The organism is Leuconostoc sp. BM2 (genome assembly GCF_002095565.1).
Lineage (GTDB): Bacteria > Bacillota > Bacilli > Lactobacillales > Lactobacillaceae > Leuconostoc > Leuconostoc falkenbergense.
Genome location: NZ_MOWQ01000019.1, coordinates 1 through 23,932 on the forward strand (window position 1 = coordinate 1; position 23,932 = coordinate 23,932).

Sequence of the window (23,932 nt, forward strand, 5' to 3'; positions counted from 1 at the left end):
CGTTCATCGGGAAATATTTTTGAGAGAATATTTGAGAGAGAAGAGAATATATTCGGGAGAGAATATGAATTATTTAGAGTCGCGGGGAGAACGCGACTTTGGCTCCTTTTTGCCATGGGTTTCGTGCTTCTGATGTGATGGTCATCAGTTATACCGCTTATGAGACAAGCCCTCCGAAGGTCTAATTTTTATTCAATGTCTACTTTGAGTCAACTTAGCGGGTTGTTTGAGATAACTTGCTTTGTTGATGTTTATAATATAACGATTGAAAATTAAAACGAGATAAATCGGAGATAAACTGAAAATTAAATTAGGGTCTTGGCTCAGAGGTTTGATTATAAACTGCATATTACCTTTGTTTTAAAAAACGTTGCTTTAGTTGTTGCCAAACATCCTGTAAACGGTTACAATATATTTGTAAACAACTGATTAACGTTTATCATTAACGCGATAAAATCGCAAAAAAAGGAGTAACTCATGGGATTATTAGGCGCAATTGAAGCCGGTGGTACAAAATTTGTTGTGGCGGTAGCGGATCACGACTACAACATTGTAGAGCGGACATCATTTCCAACACTTGATGGCGAACAAACACTAAAACAAGTCATTGCTTTTTTTGACCAATTTGAAAATATTGATGCTATTGGCATCGCAGCATTTGGGCCAATTGATATTGTCGAGGGGTCAAAAACATACGGGCACGTATTGGACACGCCAAAGCGTGGCTGGTCAGGATATGACTTTTTAGGTGCTATGAAGGCTTGGCGTGATATTCCTTATTATTGGACAACAGATGTCAACGGTGCAGGTTGGGCAGAATTTGAAACTGGTGCTGCTAAAGATGTGCAAAACATGGTTTATTTAACAGTTGGTACAGGCGTTGGCGCAGGAATTGTTTCCGGTGGTCGTTTTGTCAGCGGCTATGGACATCCTGAAGCAGGACACATTTTCTTGCAGAAGCATCCTAAAGACACTTACGCTGGTCATTGCCCATTCCACGGCGATAATTGTTTGGAAGGCTTAGCCGCTGGTCCAGCAATTGAAGAACGCTGGCAAATGAGTGCTAAGGAACTACCAGACGATCATTTAGCTTGGGAAATTGAAGCCTTTTATTTGGCACAAGCAGCTTTGGACTATACAATGATTTTGCGTCCAGAAAAGATTGTGTTTGGTGGTGGTGTGCCACATCGTGAAATCCTATTTCCATTGATTCGCGAGCAATTTGCAAAGTTGATGAGTGATTATCTAGCCGTTCCGGATTTGGATGATTATATTGTGCCTGTTGCCAATGGTGACAATGCAGGGATTCTTGGTTGCTTCTATCTTGCAAAGACCTTAATTTAATTTTCAGTTTATCTCCGATTTATCTCGTTTTAATTTTCAATCGTTATATTATAAACATCAACAAAGCAAGTTATCTCAAACAACCCGCTAAGTTGACTCAAAGTAGACATTGAATAAAAATTAGACCTTCGGAGGGCTTGTCTCATAAGCGGTATAACTGATGACCATCACATCAGAAGCACGAAACCCATGGCAAAAAGGAGCCAAAGTCGCGTTCTCCCCGCGACTCTAAATAATTCATATTCTCTCCCGAATATATTCTCTTCTCTCTCAAATATTCTCTCAAAAATATTTCCCGATGAACGTGTTAGTTCATCGGGTTTCGTGTTTTTATAGGCTATAAGTTAGCTGTATTCATTACTCAGCTGAACAAATATAGGCGCAAGTATAAAAAGTCCTGAATTTTTGTAACTGTTTTTAGAATAGACCAGATACTAGTTTGTAGTGCACACTAAAATAGATTAGAAATCGCTTTAAACGTTGAAAGGTCAGACATAACAATATTGACTTGACAATTATTATCTGGCTATTTGTTGCTTATAAGTTTTATAAACTGTTGCTAAGAGCTGTGACTACTTTTTAAAGAAAAGTTAATCACGATAGTTCGTTAGACAAAAATGAATCTGATAATTAAGAGGGAGGTTCGCTTTTGTGTTTTAAAGATGTATGCATAGGCTGACTTTAGGGTCAGTCTTTTTGATTCTAATTGATGAATAATAGGTTAATTGATATGTTGCCTATTGATCAAATTTGTGTTATTATATTTTGTGTTGTAAAAACAGGTGATATGGTCAGCTAGCTCAGTTGGTAGAGCAACGGACTCTTAATCCGTGGGTCCAGGGTTCGAGCCCCTGGCTGACCATTCTGGAAAACCACTCAGAAAATATCTGGGTGGTTTTTTGCTGCATTGATTGATATTTTGGTAGCAGATAGTTTGTGAAATGTCTTGATATTTCTGCCTTTATTTGTCACAAATAAGCAGGCGTATATTTTGTTTATATAAGTTGGTTGCACAAACAAACTAACCGTGTTATGATATTTGAGTAAAGTTGTGATAACGTTTTCACTAAAAAGTACGTTTATTCACAATTAAAAATATTATCTGGGAGATATGGTTATGGATGCAAATCTTGAAAAAAGAGATGAATTTGCCAAACTAACAACTTGGGATCGTGTGAGTTATGGTTTCGGTGATTTCGCTCAAAACTTGGTGTTTGGAACAGTTGGTGGCTTTTTGCTATTTTACTTAACAAACATTAACGGCATATCAGCCGGTGTTGGTGCAACGATATTTTTAGTTGTTCGTTGGATTAATGTTGTTTGGGATCCGTGGGTTGGAACTGTTGTTGATAAAGCTAAAATTACAAAGAATGGTAAATATCGGCCATTTCTTTTGAATTTTGGTATTCCACTAGTTATTTTAGCGGCGCTGTTGTTTTTACCTGTTGCAAAAGTGCTAGGATCTGGTTCTGCCGCAACTGTTGCTTATGCAACTGTTTCATATATGGCAACAGCGTTGGTGTACTCATTTGTTAATATCCCTTATGGTTCATTAAATGCATCATTAACTCGCGATGAAATGGAAGTGTCGAAGTTAACTTCAGTTCGTATGATGCTGGCTAATGTGGGTAACTTACTGGTTTATACAATATTTCCTTTGTTTGTTCAATTAGCTTCACCTAATGCAAAAATGACAGATACTGGTCTGTTTGGTTTAAAGTTGAAACTAGGAAATTATGCTGCTCCTTCAGCAGCTGGCGCATGGTTTAAAGTTTACGGTATATATATGGTTATTGGGGCCGTTGCTCTGTTTATCGCTTATCGTAACACCAAAGAACGCGTTCTAGCCTCAGAAGAATCAACGGATCAGGTTAAGTATTCTGATTTGTTTGCTGAATTAAAGCGTAATGCAGCTTTGCGTAACCTTGGTATTTTCTTCTTAGTTGGCTTCACCTTGATGTTCTTTGGAAATACAGTTTGGCCATACTTCATGCAATATAACTTTGGTGTTGAGGGCGGTAAGTCAGCTTTGATGGCATCAATCGGGTTAATTGGTTCAATCCCAGGTATTTTCTTGGTAGTACTTTGGCCAAAATTGCGTGCAACGCTTGGTAAAAAAGGATTTTTCTTCACATTCTTAGCCATCTTTATAGTTGGTCAGTTACTACTGTTTGCTTGGTCTAAGAATCCTTCTTCAGACTGGTTGGGATTCACTGGTCGTTTCCTACAACAGTGGGGCCTAACGTCTGCAACTGGTTTCATGTGGACTTTGGTTCCTGAAGTTGTCTCAAATGGTGAGTATATCTCAGGTAAGCGTGTTGCTGGTATTATCAATGCTATCATGGGACTATTCTTCAAAATTGGTTTGGCACTTGGTGGTATTATTCCTGGATACCTTTTGCAGATTATGCACTTTAAGTCTGGTGCTTTGACACAAACTGCCAGTGCACAATTTGGTATTGCATTGTCAATGATTTGGTTACCAATTGTGATGGCAGTTATTGCCATGATTGTCATCAGTCGTTATCCATTGTCGGATGAATATGTTGACAAGATGAACCAAGAATTGAAAGAAAAAAATAGTTAATTAACTAAAACAACATTAACAGGCACTGTTCATAGATTTGCTAAATGGTAAATTTATAATCTTTGACTGGAAGTGTTGTTTTTTATTGCAATCTTATAAGTACTGCGGGATACTAAAGATAGTTTTGTTAATAGCAGTTATTAAAATATATTGGGGTAAAAAGTAGTGAAAAAAACTATCGGGCATGTCAAAATGCCATATATATTTGTTATTTTAATTTTAGTTGTTATTTTTGGGGTTCTAACGGTACGACATTTTGATAAGCAGGAGAAATCAGCGTCGCCAGATGTTAAAAAGTCGACATCAACAGCTAAGTCAAAAAATACTTTTCCAAAGGGTGTCAAATCAACCGATTGGGATTTAGTCTTGGTGAACAAAAAAAAGCCATTGTCAGCAGAGTTAAATTTTAATAAAGTAACGGTTGATGACAAACAAATAGATGCTAGAATTCAACAGCCTTTGGCTAATTTCCGTCAAGCTGCTCAAAAAGCAGGATATGCCACAACTTTAGTTTCAGGTTATCGTTCCATTGCCTATCAAAAACAAATTTTTGATAATTCAGTTGCACAATATGAAGCCAATGGTTTGAGTGCAACTGAAGCCAAAAATAAGACGGCACTTGTCATCCAAACGCCGGGTGCTTCAGAACATCACACAGGGTTAGCTGTCGATTTGGCGGGGGATGATGCATTAGCGGCCTATCCTGCGCTGCAAGCCGAAATGGATCAGTACGCCTCTCAGAAATGGTTGATACAACATGCACCAGATTACGGATTTGTATTACGTTTCCTAAGTGATGCTAAGTCAATTCAACAGACAGGTATTGATTATGAATCATGGCATTTTAGATACGTTGGCGTGGCAAACGCAAAATATATGACCCAACATCATTTAACCTTAGAGGCGTATGTTGCTGCTTTAAAAAAGGCCAATCGTTGATGTCAAAACCAATTGATTTCGTCTGCAAGTAAGTGACAATTTTGCTATACTTAATAAGTAAATATTTTTAGCAGGTTTGTTAAATACTCACATTAACTTAAAGGAGAACTGGCATGATTGTATTATCAGGCACCATTGGCGCCGGCAAAACAAGTTTAACAAAGATGTTGGCCCAGCATTTGGACTCAGAGGCGTTTTATGAAAGCGTGGACGATAATCCAATTTTGCCTTTATTCTATGAAGATCCAAAAAAGTATGGTTTTTTGTTGCAAATCTATTTTCTGAATAAGCGTTTGGCGCAAATTAAAAAAGCACAAGTTGTCACAAAAAATATCCTTGATCGTTCAATTTTTGAAGATGCTTTGTTGTTCCAATTAACTGCTGATTTAGATCGTGCCACACAGACGGAAGTCGACATTTATAAATCTTTGGTTGATAATATGATGGCTGAAATTCCTGGGGGTGCTTCAAAAGATCCTGACCTATTGATTCACGTTCGTGTTAGTTTTGATACAATGTTGGCACGCATCAAAAAGCGTGGACGTTCTTATGAACAAATTGATGAAAATCCAAGTTTGTATGAATATTATCAAGAACTGAATAGTCGTTATGATGATTGGTTTGAAAACTATGACCGATCACCCAAGATTCAAATTGATGGCGATCGTTTTGATTTTGTTGAAAATCCAAAAGCACGAGCAGAAGTATTTGATATGATTGATGCTAAATTATCTGAGACAGGTGTGCTATCATTTTAAAAGTATCAGCGACTATATATGGCTCCTAACTGATGAGTTGGGAGCTTTCTGTTATAATAAAACAAAATGGGAAATAATAACATGGAAAACTGGCATAGAATTGTTGTCAAAGTGGGAACAAGCACCATTGTTGATAGTGATGGTCAAATTAAATATTCAGTTATCAATCGTTTGGCGCAAACACTCACAAGTTTACAGAAAAGTGGGCACGAAGTGGTATTAGTTACTTCGGGCGCGATTGGTGTGGCGATGCAACAAATGAAGCTTCAGTCACGGCCTAAAGAAATACCACAACAACAAGCATTAGCAGCCATTGGACAGACATATTTAATGTCACTTTACAACCAAAGCTTTGCGTTTTATCAACAAATGATAGGACAAGTTCTACTGACGTATGACGTTTTTGATAATAAAGTAATGCTTGAAAATGCTATCAATGCTGTCGAGGCATTGTTGGCAGAACATGTTATTCCAATTATTAACGAAAATGATGTGATTGCAGTAGATGAATTGGATCATCAACATTCGTTTGGTGATAATGATCGGTTGGCAGCAATTGTAACACATGAATTGCAAGCCGATGGTCTAATCATTTTAAGTGACGTTGACGCGCTGTATACTGCCAATCCAACAATTGATACCAATGCTACACCTATTCGTCGTGTCACGGCAGTTACTGATGAAATTCGGATGAGTGCCACTGGTTCTGTTTCTGGTCTCGGGACAGGTGGTATGAGTACCAAATTATTGGCAGCCGAACTTGTGATGGCACATCGTGGCAAAATGGTGCTAATTAACGGTGCCAATCCAGCTTTAATTTTAGATGTTATAAAAGGTGAAGCCGTGGGCACTTTGTTTCAAGGAGAATAAAGATGGAAACAATACAAAATATTGGTAAAAGAGCAAAAGCAGCAACGTTGGATGCTGCACAATTGTCTCTTGAGACACGCAATCAAATTCTAAAAATGATGGCAGCTGCCATTACGGAAAAGTCAGATGTCATTATTGCGGCTAATCGGCAAGATTTAGCATTAGCAACAAATCTGGCTGCACCAATGGTAAAACGACTAACGCTTGATGAGGCGACCATTCAAAGCATTGCTGACTCTCTTTTGGCAGTCGCACAATTACCTGATCCGTTAGCAGGTCCGTATGAAACGTGGGAAAATCACGCCAAATTAAAAATTGTAAAAAAGATAGTACCTTTGGGTGTTGTGGCAATGGTTTATGAAGCACGACCAAATGTCACTGTTGACGCAGCTGCGCTCACACTGAAATCTGGTAATGCTGTTATTTTACGAGGTGGGAAAGAAGCAATTGCCTCAAATACAGCACTTGCAGCTATTTTACGTGATGTTTTGGAACAACGTCATCTTAATCCGGATATGATTCAACTGATTACTGACACGTCACATGACTCGGTCAATCAGTTACTTCATATGAGAGAATATGTGGACGTCTTGATTCCACGAGGATCGGGTCATTTTATTGATTTTGTTGTGGCTAATGCCACGGTTCCTGTAATTGAAACCGGTGCTGGTAATACGCATATTTTTGTAGACGCTAGTGCTGATCAAGATGAAGCCATTAATATTATTCATAACGCTAAAACGCAGAAGCCAGCGGTCTGCAATGCTGCCGAGAAGTTGTTAATTCATGCTGATATAGCGGATGAATTTTTGCCAAAGATTACTGGTCGATTAAGAGCTGCGCATGTTGAATTACGAGGTGATGAAGCATCTCGAGCGATTGAAAGTGATTTGACACCAGCTAGTGAGCTTGATTGGGACACGGAATATAATGACTTAATTATGGGCGTTCGTATTGTTTCTGGAATTGATGAGGCAATTGAGTGGGTGAATCGGCACACAACGCACCATTCTGAAACCATTATTAGTGAAGATGCTGAAAACGTTGCCAAATTTATGAATGACGTTGATGCTGCAGTCGTTTATCGAAATGCCTCAAGTCGTTTTACGGACGGATTTGAGTTCGGGTTCGGTGCAGAAATTGGCATTTCAACTCAAAAACTTCATGCACGTGGTCCAATGGGTCTGAAGGCTTTGACAACAATCAAATATGAAGTGTTTGGCGATGGTCAAATTCGTGCATAAATAAAGAGACATGTCAGTAAGACATGTCTCTTTATTTAGTCTTTAGTTGTATTTAAAACAGTTAACATAAGATTTTGGAAATCATTTACAAAACGTTGTGTGTCAACGAGTACAGCGGCTTTAGTAGTTGTTGGCTCCAACAATCTACTTTTATCTCCGATAGTGCGACCGTAATCGCCACTTTCTTTATCATAAGTGACACGCATGGCTAATGAAATTGTGGTGACATAGCTTGGGTCAATACCAACAGCTACTGCTAGCGGATCATGGAGTGCGGCACCTTTTTTGTCGATATTCAGTTTATCATAGGCGTCAATATAAAAATCCATTAAATCAGCATATTTTTCACCTGCGGTTGTTCCTAGTAAGCGCCATGCAGCAGTTTCCTTTTTTGTTAATAGCGTTCGTAGGGTAACATCAAGACCAACCATCGTTAAATTGTCCTGATGGGTGAAAGCAAAGTCGGCAGCCTCGGGATCTTGATGGATGTTAGCTTCAGTGAATGGGGTGACATTGCCTGGAACTGTTAAGGCGCCGCCCATCAATGTCGTATTACCAATTAAGTACGCAACGTCGGGATCTTTTTTAATTGCAGCCGTCAAGTTAGTTAAGGGACCGGTAGGAATAAAAATTAACTCATCTTGATACCGGTGTGCAGCTTCAATTAAGAAATCGACCCCAGATTGTGCGGAAACTTTTTGAGGTGATGTTGCCAACAAAACATCACCAACGCCGTTTTTGCCATGAATAGCTTGTGAAATTGGCATAACGTCAAAATGGTCAGTGGTGCTAGAATGACTTTCACCAATGAAAACAGGAACATTGTCTGCACCGAGTAGATGGAGTAAATTCAAAGAATTTTGGGCGGCCGTTGTGACCAGAGTGTTACCATAACTTGAAATAATACCAATGAGATCAACATTTGGGTCTGCGACAGCATAAGCCAACGCAAGTGCGTCATCAATACCTGTGTCAAGATCAAGAATCATTTTTTTAAGGGCCATGAATTTTTCTCCAATTTTTAAAGATATGTTTATTATAACGGACAACAACAATTTTAGGGATAAATTCGCCAAATGTAGGTATAATATTCTTGTAAAGGATAAACAAAAATTGGAGATTTATGAATGACAGAAACAGACATATATGATATTGCCATAATAGGTGGTGGGCCGGTTGGCATGTTTGCGGGATTTTATGCTGGGCTACGAAATACAAAAACAATTCTGATTGAAAGTCTAGCCACTTTGGGTGGGCAGGTAACAGCACTTTATCCTGAAAAAAATATTCTAGATGTTGCTGGTTTTCCTAGTATCAAAGGTTCAGACTTAATCGAATCGTTACAAGCACAACTTGATATGTTTCCTATTACAATCAAAACGAATACGACTGTGGTTAATGTTGCGAAACAAGACGAGTTATTCACAATTGCTACACATGATGGCACGACGCTGTTCGCCAAAACAATTATCGTTACCACAGGTAAAGGTGCATTTGAACCACGTCAAATGCAGGTAGATGGTGTAGATGAGTTAGTTGGACAAGGTGTGCACTATTTTGTTAAAAACAAACACGATTTTTACAATCATGACGTTGCCATTGCCGGTGGCGGGGATTCAGCAGTTGATATGGCAACAATGCTTAATCAATTAACTGCATCGACTGCTTTGATTCATCGACGGGATCAATTTAGAGCGATGGAACAAAGTGTTAAAGCGTTGGAAGCGTCAACAGTGAAACGTGAAACACCGAAAAAAGTGACAAAAGTTGAAAAATTGTCATCTGGCAAGTTAAAACTTACTTTGGCAAATGTTAAAGATGACTTGTTGCATAGTGATTTATTAGTGGATGACCTAATTATCAACTATGGTTTCATTTCAGCTAATAAAACGGTGCAATCTTGGGATATTAAGCCGGAACTTGATGGTCAAGTATTTCATGTTAATCAAGAATTGGCTACTAGTGTTCCTGGTGTATTTGCAATTGGGGATGCCAGCCATTATGTTGGGAAAGCGGACTTGATAGCCATTGGATTTGGTGAAGCACCCAATGCTATTAATGCTGCTATTCGGGTATTTGACCCAGAACGCGGTGGGCCAGGCCATTCTAGTGCCATGGTTGTCCGCGATGGTAAAGTGATATAAAAAATGTTAACCTCTAATCCTGAGGTTAACATTTTTTGTTATAAGTCATGTTTGTGCGCGTTGCCACGGGCAAAATGACGATTATTAGCATGTGTCTCGCGTTTTTTCTGCGTTCGAATTTGTTTTTCTAGCTCAGCAATTACTAAGGTGACATTCTTCAAATTGTTTCTTAGTGAGCGTTGTGATGAAGCATCATGGTTTGACTGTTCTAAGTCATTTTGCAATTGTTTAGCTTGGTTCTGTGCGGTTGAGAGTTTTTGTTGTAATGCTTTGATATCATATAATTGAAACATAGGTGTGCCTTACTTTGCCGAGTCTAATATTGTTACTTTACCAGTGGCATAATCAATTTTAACGCCGGGTTGTACATTAAAAATCCAATAATTCAGATTAAGGCTTTTGCCATTGTCGCTAATTGATTTTGCCATATAATGAACACCACGTGGAATGCGTTCGTTGCCAACATATAAAGGTGTGACTTGTCCACGTACAGTGAGCTTAGGATTTTGTTCAATTGCATCACGAATGTCATCTTCGGCAACTAATTGTCCCGGATAGGCATTTTCTACGCGTGTACCTGTTGTCATATTCTCTGTGACCATTGTCGCCATACCGAAAAATTGATAGCCAACGATGTGCGATTTGTTCCACAAAGGTTGCTTGCTATTACCAAGTTTAACATTGGGATTATTATGATAGCCTCCGACCCACTTTGTGCCGTCAAATCGATCACCAATAAACCAGCCTGATGGACGAACGTCGTATGGCATGCGACTTGGCCTCTTGGTGACTTTAGATATGGCACTTTGACTTGCTACAAAATTGGCCTGTTGTGAGCGACCAAGACTATCTAGTGGCGACAAACTCAAGCCGTCAATTGGTCGTAATTTTGAGGCGTGACTGGGGAAAGTGTCCGCCATTTCAGTTTCACTAAATGTCGCTTTATTATTGTTGACGTGAACAATGTCGCCGTCTAAAGTGCCATCCCATTTAAGATTTAAAAGTGCTTGGTCATTTGGCGCATTAACGGTTGTACGTGATGTTTTCTCAGTTGGCGTGTGTGATTGCTGTTGGTTTTGCCAAAGATAAAATCCAGCAACGAGTACAATGATTAACAGCGACAAAATTTTATTTTGAGGTTGTCTTTTACGAGTATAAGTGCGTTTTCTAGCCATGATATTCTCTCTTTCAACTCATATATCATAACATGTTGTGGATTAATACGAAATGCAATGAGCTCTTTGTATTAAAAACTCATCGCATTTAAGAATTGTTGAATTCTGTTATCTGTGGCACTAAAAAATCCCTCAGCACTACCATCATAACCAATTTGCCCATTTTCAATGAAAATAATATGATCGGCTACTTGACGCGCAAAACCTAAGTTATGGGTCACGACAATCATGGAGGTCCGTTGTGTGGCTAACTCTTTTAGGACATGTAGTACTTGTGCTTCTAATTCTGGATCTAGCGCACTAGTTGGCTCATCGAGCAATAAGTATTCTGGTTGCATGGCTAATGCCCGCATAATGGCAACACGTTGTTGCTGACCTCCGGAAAGTTCTGAAGGGTATCGTGCAGCGAGTTCTGTCATACCAAATCGTTCCAGCAATGCTTCTGCTTTTTTTGTAGCAACAGCGACAGATTCTTTTTTGACTTGGACTGGACCTTCTATGATATTTTTTAAGACCGTCAAGTGTGCAAACAAAGCTTTTTCTTGAAAAACCATGCCAAATGTTTGTCGTACATTGAAAATTTCTTTTTTGGCAATAGGTGCTTCAAAATTGATGGTTAAATCATTCAAAGCTAGTGTGCCACTTGTTGGTCTTTCAAGCAAATTTAGAGTACGCAACAGTGTTGATTTACCAGAACCGGAGGGGCCCAGAATAACCGTTGTTTCATGTGCATTGAAAGTTGCTGAAACATCATCTAATGCACGCTTTTCTGGATATTGTTTAATAATGTGTTTGACTTCAATCATATTGTAAACCTCGAGGTATAACGTTCAAGATAGTGTTGTCCCACAGTTAAGATAGTGGTTAATAACGCATAGACCATTGCCACTAACACATACATGGATAAAATTTTGTAGTTTTCGGCGGCGATTTGCTGACTGAGATAAAACATTTCGACAATGGTAATGACACTAGCGAGTGAAGTATCTTTCAATAAGCTAATTAGTGAGTTACTTAGGGGAGGAATTGAAATGCGCGCGGCCTGCGGTAAAACGACTCGCCAATAAACTTGACGATTTGTCATGCCAAGTGACTCGGCTGCTTCTTTTTGTACTTTAGGCACTGATAAAATGGCTGCACGGACACTTTCTGACGCATAGGCGCCAGTATTTAGTGAAAAAACAGTGATTGCAGAGACCCACGCGTTAGCAAAAAAGTTGATGTGTGCATTAGGTAATCCGTAGAACACAATAAACAATTGCACAATCATGGGTGTTGAGCGAAACAGCCAAACATAAAAGGCTGCCAAAGTCTTTAACACGCTCATGATTAGTTTTGCGACTGTTTCAGAGGGCAGCTTTGCAATACGAATTAAAGCTGTTAAAATCGCAAAGATTAATCCTAAAATGAACGAGATCGCCGTCAAAGGAAGTGTGTAGGTTATCGCTGTCATCAATAAACTCGGTAAATATTGTATGGCAAGTTGAATAAATTGTGTCATAAAATCCTCCTAGACGATGTCACAAATCACTTTACAGTTAAATCCGTATTGAAATATTTGTTTGATAATGACTTTAACGTACCATCAGCGCGTAGATCAGCTAATGCTTGATTAATTTTTCCTTGTAAGGTTTTGTTATTCTTATTGATGAGTGCTCCGGCAGGAGCAGCAGGACTTTCTTTGCTTAAATCAATGGCAGCTGTTTTAGCTGACGGATTTGCTTTTTTCCATACTTGGTAAGCACCCATATCATTTAAAGTGCCATCAGCGCGACCAGTAGTAACCATATTCATAGCCTCTGTTATACCGGGAACGGCCACTATTTCTGCGCCAGATTTCTTTGCAAGTGCTCCAAAATTAGAAGTTGTGGATTGCGCCATTTTTTTGCCTTTGATATCAGCTAATGTTCTTAAGTCTGTGGCAGTTGATGGTTTAATTAAAACGGTTTTAGCATAAATGTATGGTGAACTAAAACGATAGTTTTTTTGACGTTCTGGTGTGATTCCAACATTGTTAAAAACGACATCATATCGTTTTGCACCGAGGCCAGCAATTAAGGAGTCCCATTTTGTTTGAACATATTTAGGCTTTAAGCCTAATTTTTTGGCTATTTTGGTCGATAACTCAACTTCAAATCCAGTTAATTTGCCGTTTTGACGGTATGAAAAAGGTGCATAAGTGCCTTCCAAACCGATGGTTAATGTGCCAGATGTTAATGTTTCTGATTTTTGAGATGTATGTCGGGTTGCAATACTGAATACGGCTACGATGACAATGATTAGTGCAATTGCTGTGACAATGATTTTTTTCTTCATGATTTTCTCCATAGAAAAAGGCGCTTATCAAATGAAGTTGATAAGCGCCTGTTGCGTTAGTAAGTGATAGTTTGATGTGGATGAAAATACGTCAAAATACCGGTGCTAACAAGCGCCGGTGGACACAATTTTTAGTTGTAATCATCATTTTTAACATTATTTCTCCAAATTCAATATAAGCTTAACATGTCAGTAATTATTCTGCAAGTTTATTTTTCAAGAGACCATTCAGCCTTAAATTCGCTCAAAAAGTCTAGCATGAATTGTTGTCTTGGTATTGCAATGGCACGAGCTGTGTCAGTATTTAGCTTGTCTTTAATGAGCAACAATTTTTCATAAAAGTGATTAATTGTGGTACTGTCATTGCTGCGATAGGTCGTTTTGTCTTTTGCGATTTTGGGTGGAATACTTGGATCATATAAGACACGATTTTTAACACCACCGTATGTGATTGCTCGTACAACAGCAATAGCACCAATTGCGTCAAGACGGTCTGCATCCTGAACAATTTGACCATTGAGCGTTAAATGAGTTGCATGTTCTAACGAATGTGACCAAGACATATTATCAATAATATCTGTAATAGCTTCGATTTTTTCAGGATCAACGCCAATTGACAATAAAAAGGAAATCATAGCATTTTTAGCAGCAATCACATCTGCTTTGCTGTCATATAATTTATCGTCATACACATCATGGAGCAAAACGGCTGCATGAACGATAAAGGCATCAGCATCAGGTTCATTAGGCAGAATCTTATCTGCCAGCGCCAACACACGCATAATGTGGTCAGACCCGTGTCCGGTGTTGTCCTTTGTTAGGACAGTTGTCATGTATTTGGTAATTAATTCAAGTTGTGACATTAAGTTATCTCCTAATCAATTACAGTTTACCGGTTTTGTTTTTAAAATGAAAGTGTCCTTGCTTCGATAAAAAAATGAAATTTCCTATGAAAAATACCTAATTTTGGTTATAATAATCTTATATACTAAGCCTCATATGGCAAAAAACGTACCCATTTCATGAATGAGTTAGGTTACGTTAAAGAAAGAGGAAGACTCATATGTCAGAACCAAACAATGTTTTATTTAACACTGCCAATCACACAGATTCAGCTGTCATTTACGACAAATTTTCAAAGGCAGAGCAACAATTTTCTGTGAAGAAAGACAAAACTTTCTACATCACGACACCTATCTATTATCCATCAGGTAAGTTGCAACTTGGTAATACTTATACGACAGTATTGGCTGATGCTGCAGCGCGATATCACCGCCTTTTGGGTGACGATGTGTACTTTTTAACAGGTACTGATGAACATGGTTTGAAAATCCAACAAAAAGCAAAAGCTGCTGGCACGTCAGAAATTGCCTATCTTGATGGCATGGCTAAGCAAATCAAAGACTTGTGGCAGTTAATGGATATTTCCTACGATGACTTTATTCGGACGACAGAAGATCGCCATGAACAAGCAGTTGAAAAGATTTTTACGCAATTACTTGAAAATGGTGATATTTATAAGGGTGAATATGAGGGTTGGTATTCTGTTTCAGATGAAGAATATTTCACCGAATCACAACTTGCTGAAGTCTATCACGACGAGCAGGGTAAAGTAATTGGTGGTAAGGCACCATCAGGACATGAAGTTGAACTCGTCAAAGAAGAAGCTTACTTTTTCAAAATGAGTCAATATGCAGACTGGTTGTTAGATTACTACAAAACGCACCCTAATTTTATTCAACCTGAAGCGCGAATGAATGAAATGATTAATAACTTTATTGCGCCCGGACTAGAAGATCTAGCGGTCACGCGGACATCATTTGACTGGGGCGTGCCTGTCCCAGGGGATGAAAAGCATGTGATTTATGTATGGATTGATGCTTTAGCAAATTATATTACTGCGCTTGGCTATGATTCAAATGACACAGCTTTGTTTGATAAATTCTGGCCAGCCAATGTGCAATTAGTTGGTAAAGAAATTGTCCGCTTCCACACGATTTACTGGCCAATTATGCTGCACGCACTTGGATTAGAATTGCCCAAAACGGTTATTGGTCATGGCTGGTTAGTCATGAAAGACGGTAAAATGTCGAAGTCAAAGGGTAACGTTATTTACCCAGAGGTGTTGGAACAACGCTATGGTTTGGACGCAGTTCGTTACTACTTATTGCGTGCCATGCCATTTGGAAATGATGGCGTGTTTACCCCCGAAGACTTTGTCGCCCGTGTCAACTATGATTTGGCAAACGATTTAGGAAACTTACTTAACCGAACTGTTGCCATGATTAATAAATATGAGGGTGGTGTGATACCTGAACTTCATACTGGTAAAACCGCATTTGACGAAGATCTGGTTCGCACTATTGAGGACGCGATTGTTAGCTACAACAAAAACTTCCGTGAACTTCGTACAGCAGACGCACTTGAAAGTGTTTGGACAATTATTCGTCGGGCCAATAAATATATTGACGAGACACAACCTTGGGTTTTGGCTAAAGATGACAATGCTAAGCCAATTTTATCAAGCGTTATGGCACATCTTGCTGGTGCACTACGTGTTGTTGCCGTACTGTTGCAACCGGTTTTGACACAAGCCCCCCGCAAAATATTTGAACAATTGGGCTTGGCGTATGCTGAAAAAGGTGTCGCAATTGGTGGCTTGACATTCGGGAAATTACCAACTGGTGGCCACGTTGTTGCCAAAGGTGAACCAATATTCCCACGTCAAAATGTTGATGAAGAAGTGGCATTTATTTCTGGTTTAGTTTCCAAGGACACTAAAGGAAAAGGTCGTGCTGTAAAAGAAGCAGCTATTGTTGCCGCTAATAAAGACACGACACCAGAAAAAGAATTAATCACATATGATGATTTTGCTAAAGTAGAAATTTTGGCAGCTAAAATCACTGCAGGAGAAATTGTTGCTAAGTCTGAAAAATTGTTGAAATTCACACTTGATGATGGTTCTGGTAAGCCACGACAAATTTTGTCTGGTATTCGTAAGTGGTATGCTGATCCCGCTGTTTTGGTTGGCAAAACAGTTGCAATCGTTGCCAACATGAAGCCAAGGAAAATGGCTGGTGAATTATCTGAGGGCATGATTTTGTCAGCAGAAAAAAATGACATTGTTACCGTTACAATTTTGCCTGATTCAATTGAACCAGGATCTGGTATTGAATAAAAAACACGACTCATACTGAGTCGTGTTTTTTATACTTTTAAATCAATTTGTGGCATGCGTTTGAAAACCGGAATTAAGATTAATGCAACAATTAATCCCATAACTGCCTGCGCGATATTACCAACAATCGAAGCAAGCCAAGCAGGCCAGTTGTACAAAATTGCGCCTGCAAAAACGTAGCCAATAACCATGACAAGACTACCAATTAGTAGAGCAATTGCCTGCGGAAAAATTGATTTGCGATAGCCAATATAGCCAACCAAACATCCTTCGGCACCATGAATGACTAATGAAAAAATCATCCACTGTGGATAGCCAGCAAGTAAATCAAGTAGTAAGCCACTCATACCGCCAACAATCAATCCGCTTCGAGCACCACCAAGAAGCGCGGCGATGAAAATACCGGCTTCCACAAGATTGACAAAGCCGTTGGTAGCTGGGACGGGAATTTTTATTACATAAGATAGTGCAATGTTAAAAGCGATAATTACCGCTAATATGGCGATATGTTGCGATTTGGAGTTGTGCATATTGTAGTCCTTTGATTGTTTATTTGATCAACGTTTGCAATGTTTTTGATGATATATAATGTATCACTATCACCTTTGAAAAAGCTCATGAGATGGCAGTATGCAAAAATGAAAACGTTTATCATATTCTATCAGTTATTTGTACATAGTGCAATTCGGTTTAGCTTACAAAACGTCATAAGTTTTAATGCTGTTGTTAAAAAATTAGAATAATATGTGCCGTGAAATCAGTATTGTCGTAGTTTGTAATGGTCATTGTAATGACTTTATTGTTCTGTCAAAAAGTATTCTGTTAATGAGAAAAATCTCAGTTTCATTTTTTATATGTGATAATAGTTAAAAAGGGTTGTTTTTTGTTGTTAATCAAGTCCTTTTTTATACGGTCTCGCATTCGCTCATTGTTGAACTTTGTGCTATAATATTGGTGTTGACATAAGTCAAAAATTTTTGGAGGATCTAAAACACATGACTGTTAAGATTGGTATTAACGGATTTGGACGTATTGGCCGCTTGGCTTTCCGTCGCATCCTTGAGTTGTCAGACAAAGCATCAGATATCGAAGTTGTTGCTATCAACGATTTGACAAGTCCTGATATGTTGGCATACTTGTTGAAGTATGACTCAATTCACGGTACTTTGCATGCTGATGTTTCATCTGATGAAAGTGGTATTATCGTTAATGGTAAGCACTATGCTGTTTACTCAGAACGTAACGCTGCTGACTTGAAGTGGGTTGCTAATGATGGTGTTGATTACGTATTGGAAGCTACTGGTTTCTATACTTCAGCTGAAAAGTCACAAGCTCACTTGGATGCAGGTGCTAAGAAGGTATTGGTTTCAGCTCCGGCTGGCGCAGTTCCTACAGTTGTCTACGGTGTTAACCAAGACATCTTGACAGCAGATGACAAGATTGTTTCTGCTGGTTCATGCACAACGCAATCATTGGCTCCAATCGCTAACGTATTGGAAAAGGAATTTGGTGTTAAGACTGGTTTGATGTTGACAGTTCATGCTTACACAGCTTCACAAAGCTTGCAAGATGGACCAAAGTCAGCTAAGTTTGAAAAGCGTCAAGCTAACCGTGATGCAGCTTCAAACTCATTGCCACATTCATCTGGTGCCGCAAAGGCTATCGGTTTGGTTGTACCTTCATTGGATGGTAAGTTGACTGGTTCAGCTATCCGTGTTCCTGTTCCTGATGGTTCAATTACTGAATTGACTGCAGTCTTGAAGAAGGACGTTACAGTTGAAGAAGTTAATGCAGCTATGAAGAAGTACGAATCTGATTCATTTGGTTACAATGGTGACGGATTGGTATCTACTGATATCATCAACGATACACATGGTACTGTCTTCGATCCAACACAAACTGAAGTTGTTGCTGGTGAAGGACAACAATTGGTTAAAGTTGCTGCATGGTATGACAACGAATACGGTTTCACATCAAACATGATCCGTACATTGTTACACTTCGCAACATTGTAAAATTAAAGGCATCACATACCTTAGGGTAAGATTTCATTATGGGAAAACCGCATTAGCGGTTTTTTTGTTGCAATTAATCGCAAAGTGCGGTTTTTAATATACTAATGTTGCAAAAAGTAATAAAAATCAAACAAATCTTAAACAAATGTTGCGATAACAGCATATTCGTCTTAAATGTGATATACTTTACTCAAATATCGAACAGGAGTTCTATTTGTGAAAGTTGCATTTTCTTCAGATAATCACTTTGATTTAAATCACATTGATGTTAAACGCGCAATGCATGCTCAAGCGCTTTATTTGTTAAATCAAAATGTTCAATTATATGTTATTGCTGGTGATTCATTTAATGATTTTGCAGAAACGTTATCTTTTGCACAAGAAATGCAGACGCTGGTGCAAGACAAAATGGCGATCCGATTTATTGCTGGTAACCATGATATGGGCAAAAATGTTAGTTATGACGAGTTAGAAAGTGACATTGATCCACTATATTTCCATAATAAATACATCGACTTAACTGATGACGTAAGATTAATCGGTAATAATGGTTGGTACGATTATAGTTTTGTCGGTCAGGACTATACACAAGCACAAATTGAACAATTTAAAAAAGCTTTCTGGTTTGATCGTCGAATTGATCAGCCAATGAGTGATAAAGAACGCTTTGATATTAACCTGAAACAGATTAACGAGCAACTGTTAGCCGCTGGCAATCGTCAAATCGTTTTAGTGAGTCACTTTGTGCCAAGAGACGATTATATCAAACGTTTTCCGAATGGAAATGCAAGGTTAGATATGGCCAATGCTTTTTTGGGTAGTAATCAACTGGGACAAGCGTTAGATCAATCGTATACAATCGCCACGGTTACTGGCCATTTACATCTACATCCTGCGCCACTGAAAGTAGGTAATAATATTTATTATAATGCTGCTGTCGGTTATAATACTGCTCGGGTTCAGGAATGGCGGAGTGACGATTTTATGACGGAATGGCAGAATCGACTAATTGTTTTAACTTTTTAAACACCCGCGTGTCGGGTGTTTTTTATTACCAACAAAATTTTTGAGTCACAAAATTAGTTTGACAATCGAAATACTCTGTGATAACATTTGACTATCATATATTTTGATTATCGAAGTATTTCTTAGAGAGGAACCATTATGGCAGTTCTTACAACGACTGAAATTATGAATTTGATCCCGAATCGTTATCCTATTTTATATATGGATTACGTTGAGGAGATGGTACCGGATGAATCAATTGTGGCAGTCAAAAATGTCACGATTAACGAGCAGTTTTTCCAAGGACATTTTCCGGGAAATCCCGTGATGCCTGGTGTTTTAATCATTGAATCACTAGCGCAAGCAGCATCAATTTTGATTTTATCCTCACCACAATTCAAGGGCAAGACAGCCTATATGACAGGTATTGATAACGCTAAGTTTAAGAAAATGGTTAAACCTGGCGACGTCTTGAAATTGCATGTCACATTTGGTAAGTTACGCGCAAACATGGGAAGCGTATTGGTCGAGGCCAAAGTTGATGGTAAAACTGCGACATCAGCAGAGTTGATGTTTGTGGTGGCACCAGATGAAAAAAATGACTGAAGCAATTACAACTGATTTTGAAAAAATAAATAGTGACCTTGTTGATGTTTTTAACAATGTAATGTGGATTGAAGAAGCTTCCTTGAAACGTAGTTATTTTTCAGATATTACCTTGAAAGATATGCACACCATTGATGCTATCTCAATGTATGATGAAAAAAGCGCTTCGCAAGTGGCTCGAATGATTCATCTCACACCGAGTGCGATGACCACAGCCATTGATAAATTAGTACAAAAAGGTTATGTTGAGCGCCGCCGTTCACGAACTGATCGGCGTGTTGTTAAACTTGGTTTAACGCATAAAGGACGAGTGGTTTACCGTGCACATCAAGGCTTCCACCGTGATATGGCTCATAATTTTATGGCGGGTATGACAACAGAAGAAGCTTCTGCTGTACAGCGCGCCATTCATAATTTAAAAAGTTATTTGAGGGCAATATTGAGTAAGTGAGGGCAACATGGAACAAATTAAAATGGTTGCAGTTGCGAGCCATTCACCCGAAAATGTGGTGTCAAATGATGAATTAAGCAAGTTGATGGATACTAATGATGAGTGGATTTATACGCGCACTGGTATTCATCAGCGACACGTTGTTACAACCGAAAATACGAGTGATTTGGCAACTAGTGTTGCTAAGAAACTGTTAGAAAAAACAGGCATTGCACCAGAAACGCTTGATTTTATTATTGTCAGCACTATGTCGCCTGATAGTTTGTCACCTAGTACGGCAGCAATTGTTCAATCAAATATCGGTGCAAATAACGCATTTGCATTTGATTTAAGTGCAGCTTGCTCGGGATTTGTTTATGGTATGAGCGTTGCTTCTAGTTTGTTAATGACACGCTATCGCCGTGGCTTAGTCATTGGCGCTGAAGTCCTTTCGAAGCTAGTTGACTGGCATGATCGAACCACAGCTGTCTTGTTTGGTGACGGCGCAGCTGGCGTTATCGTTGAACGCACACAGGAAAATGTTGGTTTGTTAGCTGAAGAACTTAGAACTTTTGGTGAAAAAGGTGATAATCTAGTTGCCGGTAAATTTGCAAATGATAATCCATTTTCAAAAGAAATTAGCGCACTCGATCCGTATTTTCATCAGAATGGCCGTGAAGTGTATAATTTTGCGACCCGAGAGGTGCCCGAGGCACTGCAAGCAGCTTTAGAACAGGCTAAAATATCGCCAGACGATGTTGACTATTATTTACTACATCAGGCCAATTCTCGTATTGTAACTTCAATTGCTAAACGATTCAAACAACCGATGTCAAAGTTTCCAATTAACATGGCAATTAATGGCAATACGAGTGCAGCAAGCATTGGTATTTTACTAAATGATTTAGTTGAGTCAGGTCAAGTACATGCTGGACAGACCATAGCATTAGCTGGATTTGGTGGTGGTCTCACCGTTGGCGCACAAGTTTGGCAATTATAATCAATTCGGTGTAGTCGGCTGCACCGCAAAAATCTAACGACTATACACACATTTTACAGGAGAATAATTAACATGACAGACGCAGAAATTTTTGACAAGACAAAAGAAATTTTGGTTGACCAATTTGATTTGGAAGATGATGAAGTATCATTAACAACTGACTTAACAAATGATATTGATGCTGATTCATTAGATTTGTTTGAAGTTTTGAACCGTGTTGAAGATGACTTTGATATCAAACTTGCCGTGGCAGAAGACATCAAGACAGTTCAAGACTTGGTTGACAAGATCAAGGAACAGTTGGCTGCCTAATTGATGCGGGAAACCGCGTACATACTATAAGTTTAAGGATGAGAGCATGACAGTAAAAATAACAAACCCAATCTTTGAAAAATTAGGCATGAAATACCCTATTGTCGAAGGGGGAATGACGTGGGCCGGAACAGGGGTTTTAGCGGCAGCCGTTTCAGAAGCCGGTGGTCTTGGTATTATTGGCACTGGCTATTGGCATGGAGAAGATGTACGCCGCGAAATTAAGCGTGCAAAAGCGTTAACTGACAAGCCATTTGGTGTCAATGTGATGCTACTGAGCCGCCATATCCGTGAAGTTTTTGATGTTATTATAGAAGAAAAAGTTGCAGTGGTTGCCACTGGCGCTGGGGATCCATCACCATTTTTGGATGAGTTACATGCAGCAGGAATTATTGTTATGCCAGTTGTACCATCAGTTTCTTTGGCTAAAATGATGGAAAAAAAGGGTGTTGATGCCGTTGTTGCTGAAGGTATGGAATCAGGTGGACATATTGGTATGTTAACCACAATGGCTTTAGTACCTCAAGTTGTTGATGCGGTTGATATTCCAGTGATTGCAGCTGGTGGTATTGGTGATGGTCGCGGTGTGGCTGCTGCATTTATGTTGGGAGCTGCCGGCGCCCAAATGGGAACTCGCTTTTTAACAGCAGCTGAGTCAGAAGTCCATCCTAATTTTAAAGCTAAGATTCTAAAAGCTAAAGATATTGATACAATCGTAACAGGTAATTTACTTGGCAATCGTGCGCGTGTTTTGAAAAACAAAATGGCGAAATCGTTTGTTAAAAACGAGGTGAATGAACTTCAAAAAGAAAAGCCAGATGCCGAAGCAATTGAAAAGTTGGAATCTGGTACGTTGAAGCGTGCTGTACAAGAAGGCGATAAAGACGGTGGTGCTTTCATGGCCGGTCAAATTTCTGGTTTAATTCATGATGAAAAGCCAGTGGCTGAAATTCTAGAAGATATTTGGGCACAAGCAACCGACTTAATGGGTGTTGAGAATACAACAAAATAGGACGATAACCCAATTTGATTGGGTTGTTTCTTATAAATATGGTATATGGGGTTTAACATGAAAATTGGTTTATTATTCAGTGGTCAAGGTGCCCAACAAGTGGGTATGGGTTCTGATTTGTATGAAGCTTTGCCGGTATATCGTGAGACAATCGATCAGGCCAGTGAAATATTGGGGTATGATTTAGCAACAGTTGTTCAAGACGAAGCAAAAATATTCCAAACACAGTATGCGCAACCAGCTATATTGGCAATGAGTGTGGCCATAGTTAAGGCATTAGGTGAGCGATTACCACAACCTGTAGCTAGCTTAGGATTGAGCTTGGGTGAGTATTCAGCACTGACTGTGGCAGGTGCATTTAGCTTTGCACAATCTGTTGCCATTATCAAAGATCGTGGTGCTTATATGCAAGCTGTTGGCGACAAAAATCCTGGTAAAATGGTTGCAGTTATGGGAGATGATCAGCAATTAGTTGTTGATGTATTGACGGCAATGCAATCAGATGGCAAACGTGTTTATCCAGCTAACTTTAATACATTCTCTCAATTAGTAATCGGTGGTATTGCCAATGATGTTGATGAAGCGGTTGTTAAACTGACGGATGCGGGAATTAAGCGAACCGTTGAACTACCTGTAACAGGCGCCTTTCACACACCACTTTTGAAGGATGCCGCGGCACAGTTGGCAACGCGATTAGCAGATGAAACGTTCAATTCGTTGCAGTATCCGGTTTATTCTAATACAACAGCTAAACCATTTGAAGTTAATCAGTTACATGAAACTTTGACAAAACAGATCACATCACCTACCTACTTTGCTCAAGATATTGAGCAAATGGTAGCTGATGGTGTCGATACATTTATCGAGATTGGTCCTTCAGAAACATTGGTTAAATTTGCCAAAAAAATCGCACCTAAAACGATCAAACGTTATGCGATCACAGATTTGACAAGTTTTAACGAAGTCAATGAATTATTGATGAAAGCAGAGGTGTAAC

24 protein-coding genes and 1 tRNA gene are annotated in these 23,932 nt (G+C 39.0%); 17 read left to right on the plus strand and 8 right to left on the minus strand.

Annotated features, from left to right (window positions below):
• Nucleotides 1–477: 477 nt before the first annotated feature.
• From BMG01_RS06240 to BMG01_RS06270, 7 genes are all read left to right on the plus strand, one after another.
• On the plus strand, nt 478–1,344 hold the full coding sequence (locus BMG01_RS06240) for an ROK family protein (protein ID WP_010280602.1): 867 nt from the start codon (nt 478–480) through the stop codon (nt 1,342–1,344).
• 789 nt (nt 1,345–2,133) lie between these two features.
• Nucleotides 2,134–2,206 (plus strand) — tRNA-Lys (locus BMG01_RS06245).
• A gap of 255 nt (nt 2,207–2,461) precedes the next feature.
• On the plus strand, nt 2,462–3,931 hold the full coding sequence (locus tag BMG01_RS06250) for an MFS transporter (protein WP_004913888.1): 1,470 nt from the start codon (nt 2,462–2,464) through the stop codon (nt 3,929–3,931).
• A gap of 165 nt (nt 3,932–4,096) precedes the next feature.
• Nucleotides 4,097–4,870, plus strand: coding sequence for a D-alanyl-D-alanine carboxypeptidase family protein (locus BMG01_RS06255; protein WP_004913891.1), 774 nt, complete (start codon nt 4,097–4,099; stop codon nt 4,868–4,870).
• A 113-nt stretch (nt 4,871–4,983) separates the two neighbouring features.
• Entirely contained in the window at nt 4,984–5,628 is a 645-nt protein-coding gene (locus BMG01_RS06260) for a deoxynucleoside kinase (protein ID WP_004913895.1), read from the plus strand.
• Between the two features lie 81 nt (nt 5,629–5,709).
• Nucleotides 5,710–6,498, plus strand: coding sequence for a glutamate 5-kinase (gene proB, locus BMG01_RS06265; RefSeq protein ID WP_004913898.1), 789 nt, complete (start codon nt 5,710–5,712; stop codon nt 6,496–6,498).
• A 2-nt stretch (nt 6,499–6,500) separates the two neighbouring features.
• The gene (locus BMG01_RS06270; RefSeq protein WP_004913901.1) at nt 6,501–7,742 is read left to right on the plus strand and encodes a glutamate-5-semialdehyde dehydrogenase; all 1,242 of its coding nucleotides are present in this window, start codon (nt 6,501–6,503) and stop codon (nt 7,740–7,742) included.
• 35 nt (nt 7,743–7,777) lie between these two features.
• On the opposite strand, the gene BMG01_RS06275 is transcribed toward BMG01_RS06270, so the two are convergent.
• Entirely contained in the window at nt 7,778–8,746 is a 969-nt protein-coding gene (locus tag BMG01_RS06275; RefSeq protein WP_036068783.1) for a nucleoside hydrolase, read from the minus strand.
• Between the two features lie 123 nt (nt 8,747–8,869).
• On the opposite strand from BMG01_RS06275, the gene BMG01_RS06280 reads away from it, so the two are divergent.
• Nucleotides 8,870–9,886 (plus strand): NAD(P)/FAD-dependent oxidoreductase, encoded by a 1,017-nt coding sequence (locus BMG01_RS06280; RefSeq protein ID WP_004913906.1) that lies wholly within the window; start codon nt 8,870–8,872, stop codon nt 9,884–9,886.
• Nucleotides 9,887–9,924: 38 nt separating this feature from the next.
• On the opposite strand, the gene BMG01_RS06285 is transcribed toward BMG01_RS06280, so the two are convergent.
• From BMG01_RS06285 to BMG01_RS06310, 6 genes are all read right to left on the minus strand, one after another.
• Nucleotides 9,925–10,179, minus strand: coding sequence for a hypothetical protein (locus BMG01_RS06285; RefSeq protein ID WP_004913583.1), 255 nt, complete (start codon nt 10,177–10,179; stop codon nt 9,925–9,927).
• A gap of 9 nt (nt 10,180–10,188) precedes the next feature.
• Entirely contained in the window at nt 10,189–11,061 is an 873-nt protein-coding gene (locus BMG01_RS06290; RefSeq protein ID WP_004913585.1) for a DNA/RNA non-specific endonuclease, read from the minus strand.
• A 71-nt stretch (nt 11,062–11,132) separates the two neighbouring features.
• The gene (locus BMG01_RS06295) at nt 11,133–11,867 is read right to left on the minus strand and encodes an amino acid ABC transporter ATP-binding protein (RefSeq protein WP_004913588.1); all 735 of its coding nucleotides are present in this window, start codon (nt 11,865–11,867) and stop codon (nt 11,133–11,135) included.
• On the minus strand, nt 11,864–12,562 hold the full coding sequence (locus tag BMG01_RS06300) for an amino acid ABC transporter permease (RefSeq protein ID WP_004913591.1): 699 nt from the start codon (nt 12,560–12,562) through the stop codon (nt 11,864–11,866). Before BMG01_RS06300 ends, BMG01_RS06295 begins: the two co-directional genes overlap by 4 nt.
• 26 nt (nt 12,563–12,588) lie before the next feature.
• Nucleotides 12,589–13,377 carry a transporter substrate-binding domain-containing protein gene (locus BMG01_RS06305; RefSeq protein WP_004913596.1) on the minus strand — a complete coding sequence of 263 codons (789 nt, stop codon included), beginning with the start codon at nt 13,375–13,377 and terminating at the stop codon, nt 12,589–12,591.
• Nucleotides 13,378–13,586: 209 nt separating this feature from the next.
• Nucleotides 13,587–14,240, minus strand: a complete 654-nt coding sequence (locus BMG01_RS06310; RefSeq protein ID WP_004913599.1) for an HD domain-containing protein — start codon at nt 14,238–14,240, stop codon at nt 13,587–13,589.
• A 200-nt stretch (nt 14,241–14,440) separates the two neighbouring features.
• Between BMG01_RS06310 and metG the strand changes: the two genes are divergently transcribed.
• Nucleotides 14,441–16,555: a methionine--tRNA ligase gene (gene metG / locus BMG01_RS06315; protein WP_004913602.1), complete on the plus strand. Its 2,115-nt coding sequence runs from the start codon at nt 14,441–14,443 to the stop codon at nt 16,553–16,555.
• Between the two features lie 29 nt (nt 16,556–16,584).
• On the opposite strand, the gene BMG01_RS06320 is transcribed toward metG, so the two are convergent.
• Nucleotides 16,585–17,085 (minus strand): ECF transporter S component, encoded by a 501-nt coding sequence (locus tag BMG01_RS06320; protein WP_084013431.1) that lies wholly within the window; start codon nt 17,083–17,085, stop codon nt 16,585–16,587.
• 465 nt (nt 17,086–17,550) lie between these two features.
• On the opposite strand from BMG01_RS06320, the gene gap reads away from it, so the two are divergent.
• From gap to BMG01_RS06360, 8 genes are all read left to right on the plus strand, one after another.
• Nucleotides 17,551–18,570, plus strand: a complete 1,020-nt coding sequence (gap, locus tag BMG01_RS06325; protein ID WP_004913607.1) for a type I glyceraldehyde-3-phosphate dehydrogenase — start codon at nt 17,551–17,553, stop codon at nt 18,568–18,570.
• A gap of 216 nt (nt 18,571–18,786) precedes the next feature.
• A complete protein-coding gene (locus BMG01_RS06330; RefSeq protein WP_004913610.1) occupies nt 18,787–19,596 on the plus strand; it encodes a metallophosphoesterase in 810 nt (269 codons plus the stop codon).
• A gap of 138 nt (nt 19,597–19,734) precedes the next feature.
• The gene (gene fabZ / locus BMG01_RS06335; RefSeq protein ID WP_004913613.1) at nt 19,735–20,181 is read left to right on the plus strand and encodes a 3-hydroxyacyl-ACP dehydratase FabZ; all 447 of its coding nucleotides are present in this window, start codon (nt 19,735–19,737) and stop codon (nt 20,179–20,181) included.
• Nucleotides 20,174–20,632: a MarR family winged helix-turn-helix transcriptional regulator gene (locus BMG01_RS06340; protein WP_036066924.1), complete on the plus strand. Its 459-nt coding sequence runs from the start codon at nt 20,174–20,176 to the stop codon at nt 20,630–20,632. Before fabZ ends, BMG01_RS06340 begins: the two co-directional genes overlap by 8 nt.
• A 7-nt stretch (nt 20,633–20,639) precedes the next feature.
• Entirely contained in the window at nt 20,640–21,611 is a 972-nt protein-coding gene (locus tag BMG01_RS06345; RefSeq protein ID WP_004913619.1) for a beta-ketoacyl-ACP synthase III, read from the plus strand.
• Between the two features lie 72 nt (nt 21,612–21,683).
• Complete coding sequence (locus tag BMG01_RS06350; protein ID WP_004913621.1) at nt 21,684–21,923, plus strand: acyl carrier protein; 240 nt, start codon at nt 21,684–21,686, stop codon at nt 21,921–21,923.
• 46 nt (nt 21,924–21,969) lie between these two features.
• Complete coding sequence (locus BMG01_RS06355; RefSeq protein ID WP_004913623.1) at nt 21,970–22,935, plus strand: nitronate monooxygenase; 966 nt, start codon at nt 21,970–21,972, stop codon at nt 22,933–22,935.
• A 57-nt stretch (nt 22,936–22,992) separates the two neighbouring features.
• Nucleotides 22,993–23,931, plus strand: coding sequence for an ACP S-malonyltransferase (locus tag BMG01_RS06360; protein WP_004913626.1), 939 nt, complete (start codon nt 22,993–22,995; stop codon nt 23,929–23,931).
• The last annotated feature ends 1 nt before the right edge of the window (nt 23,932 follow it).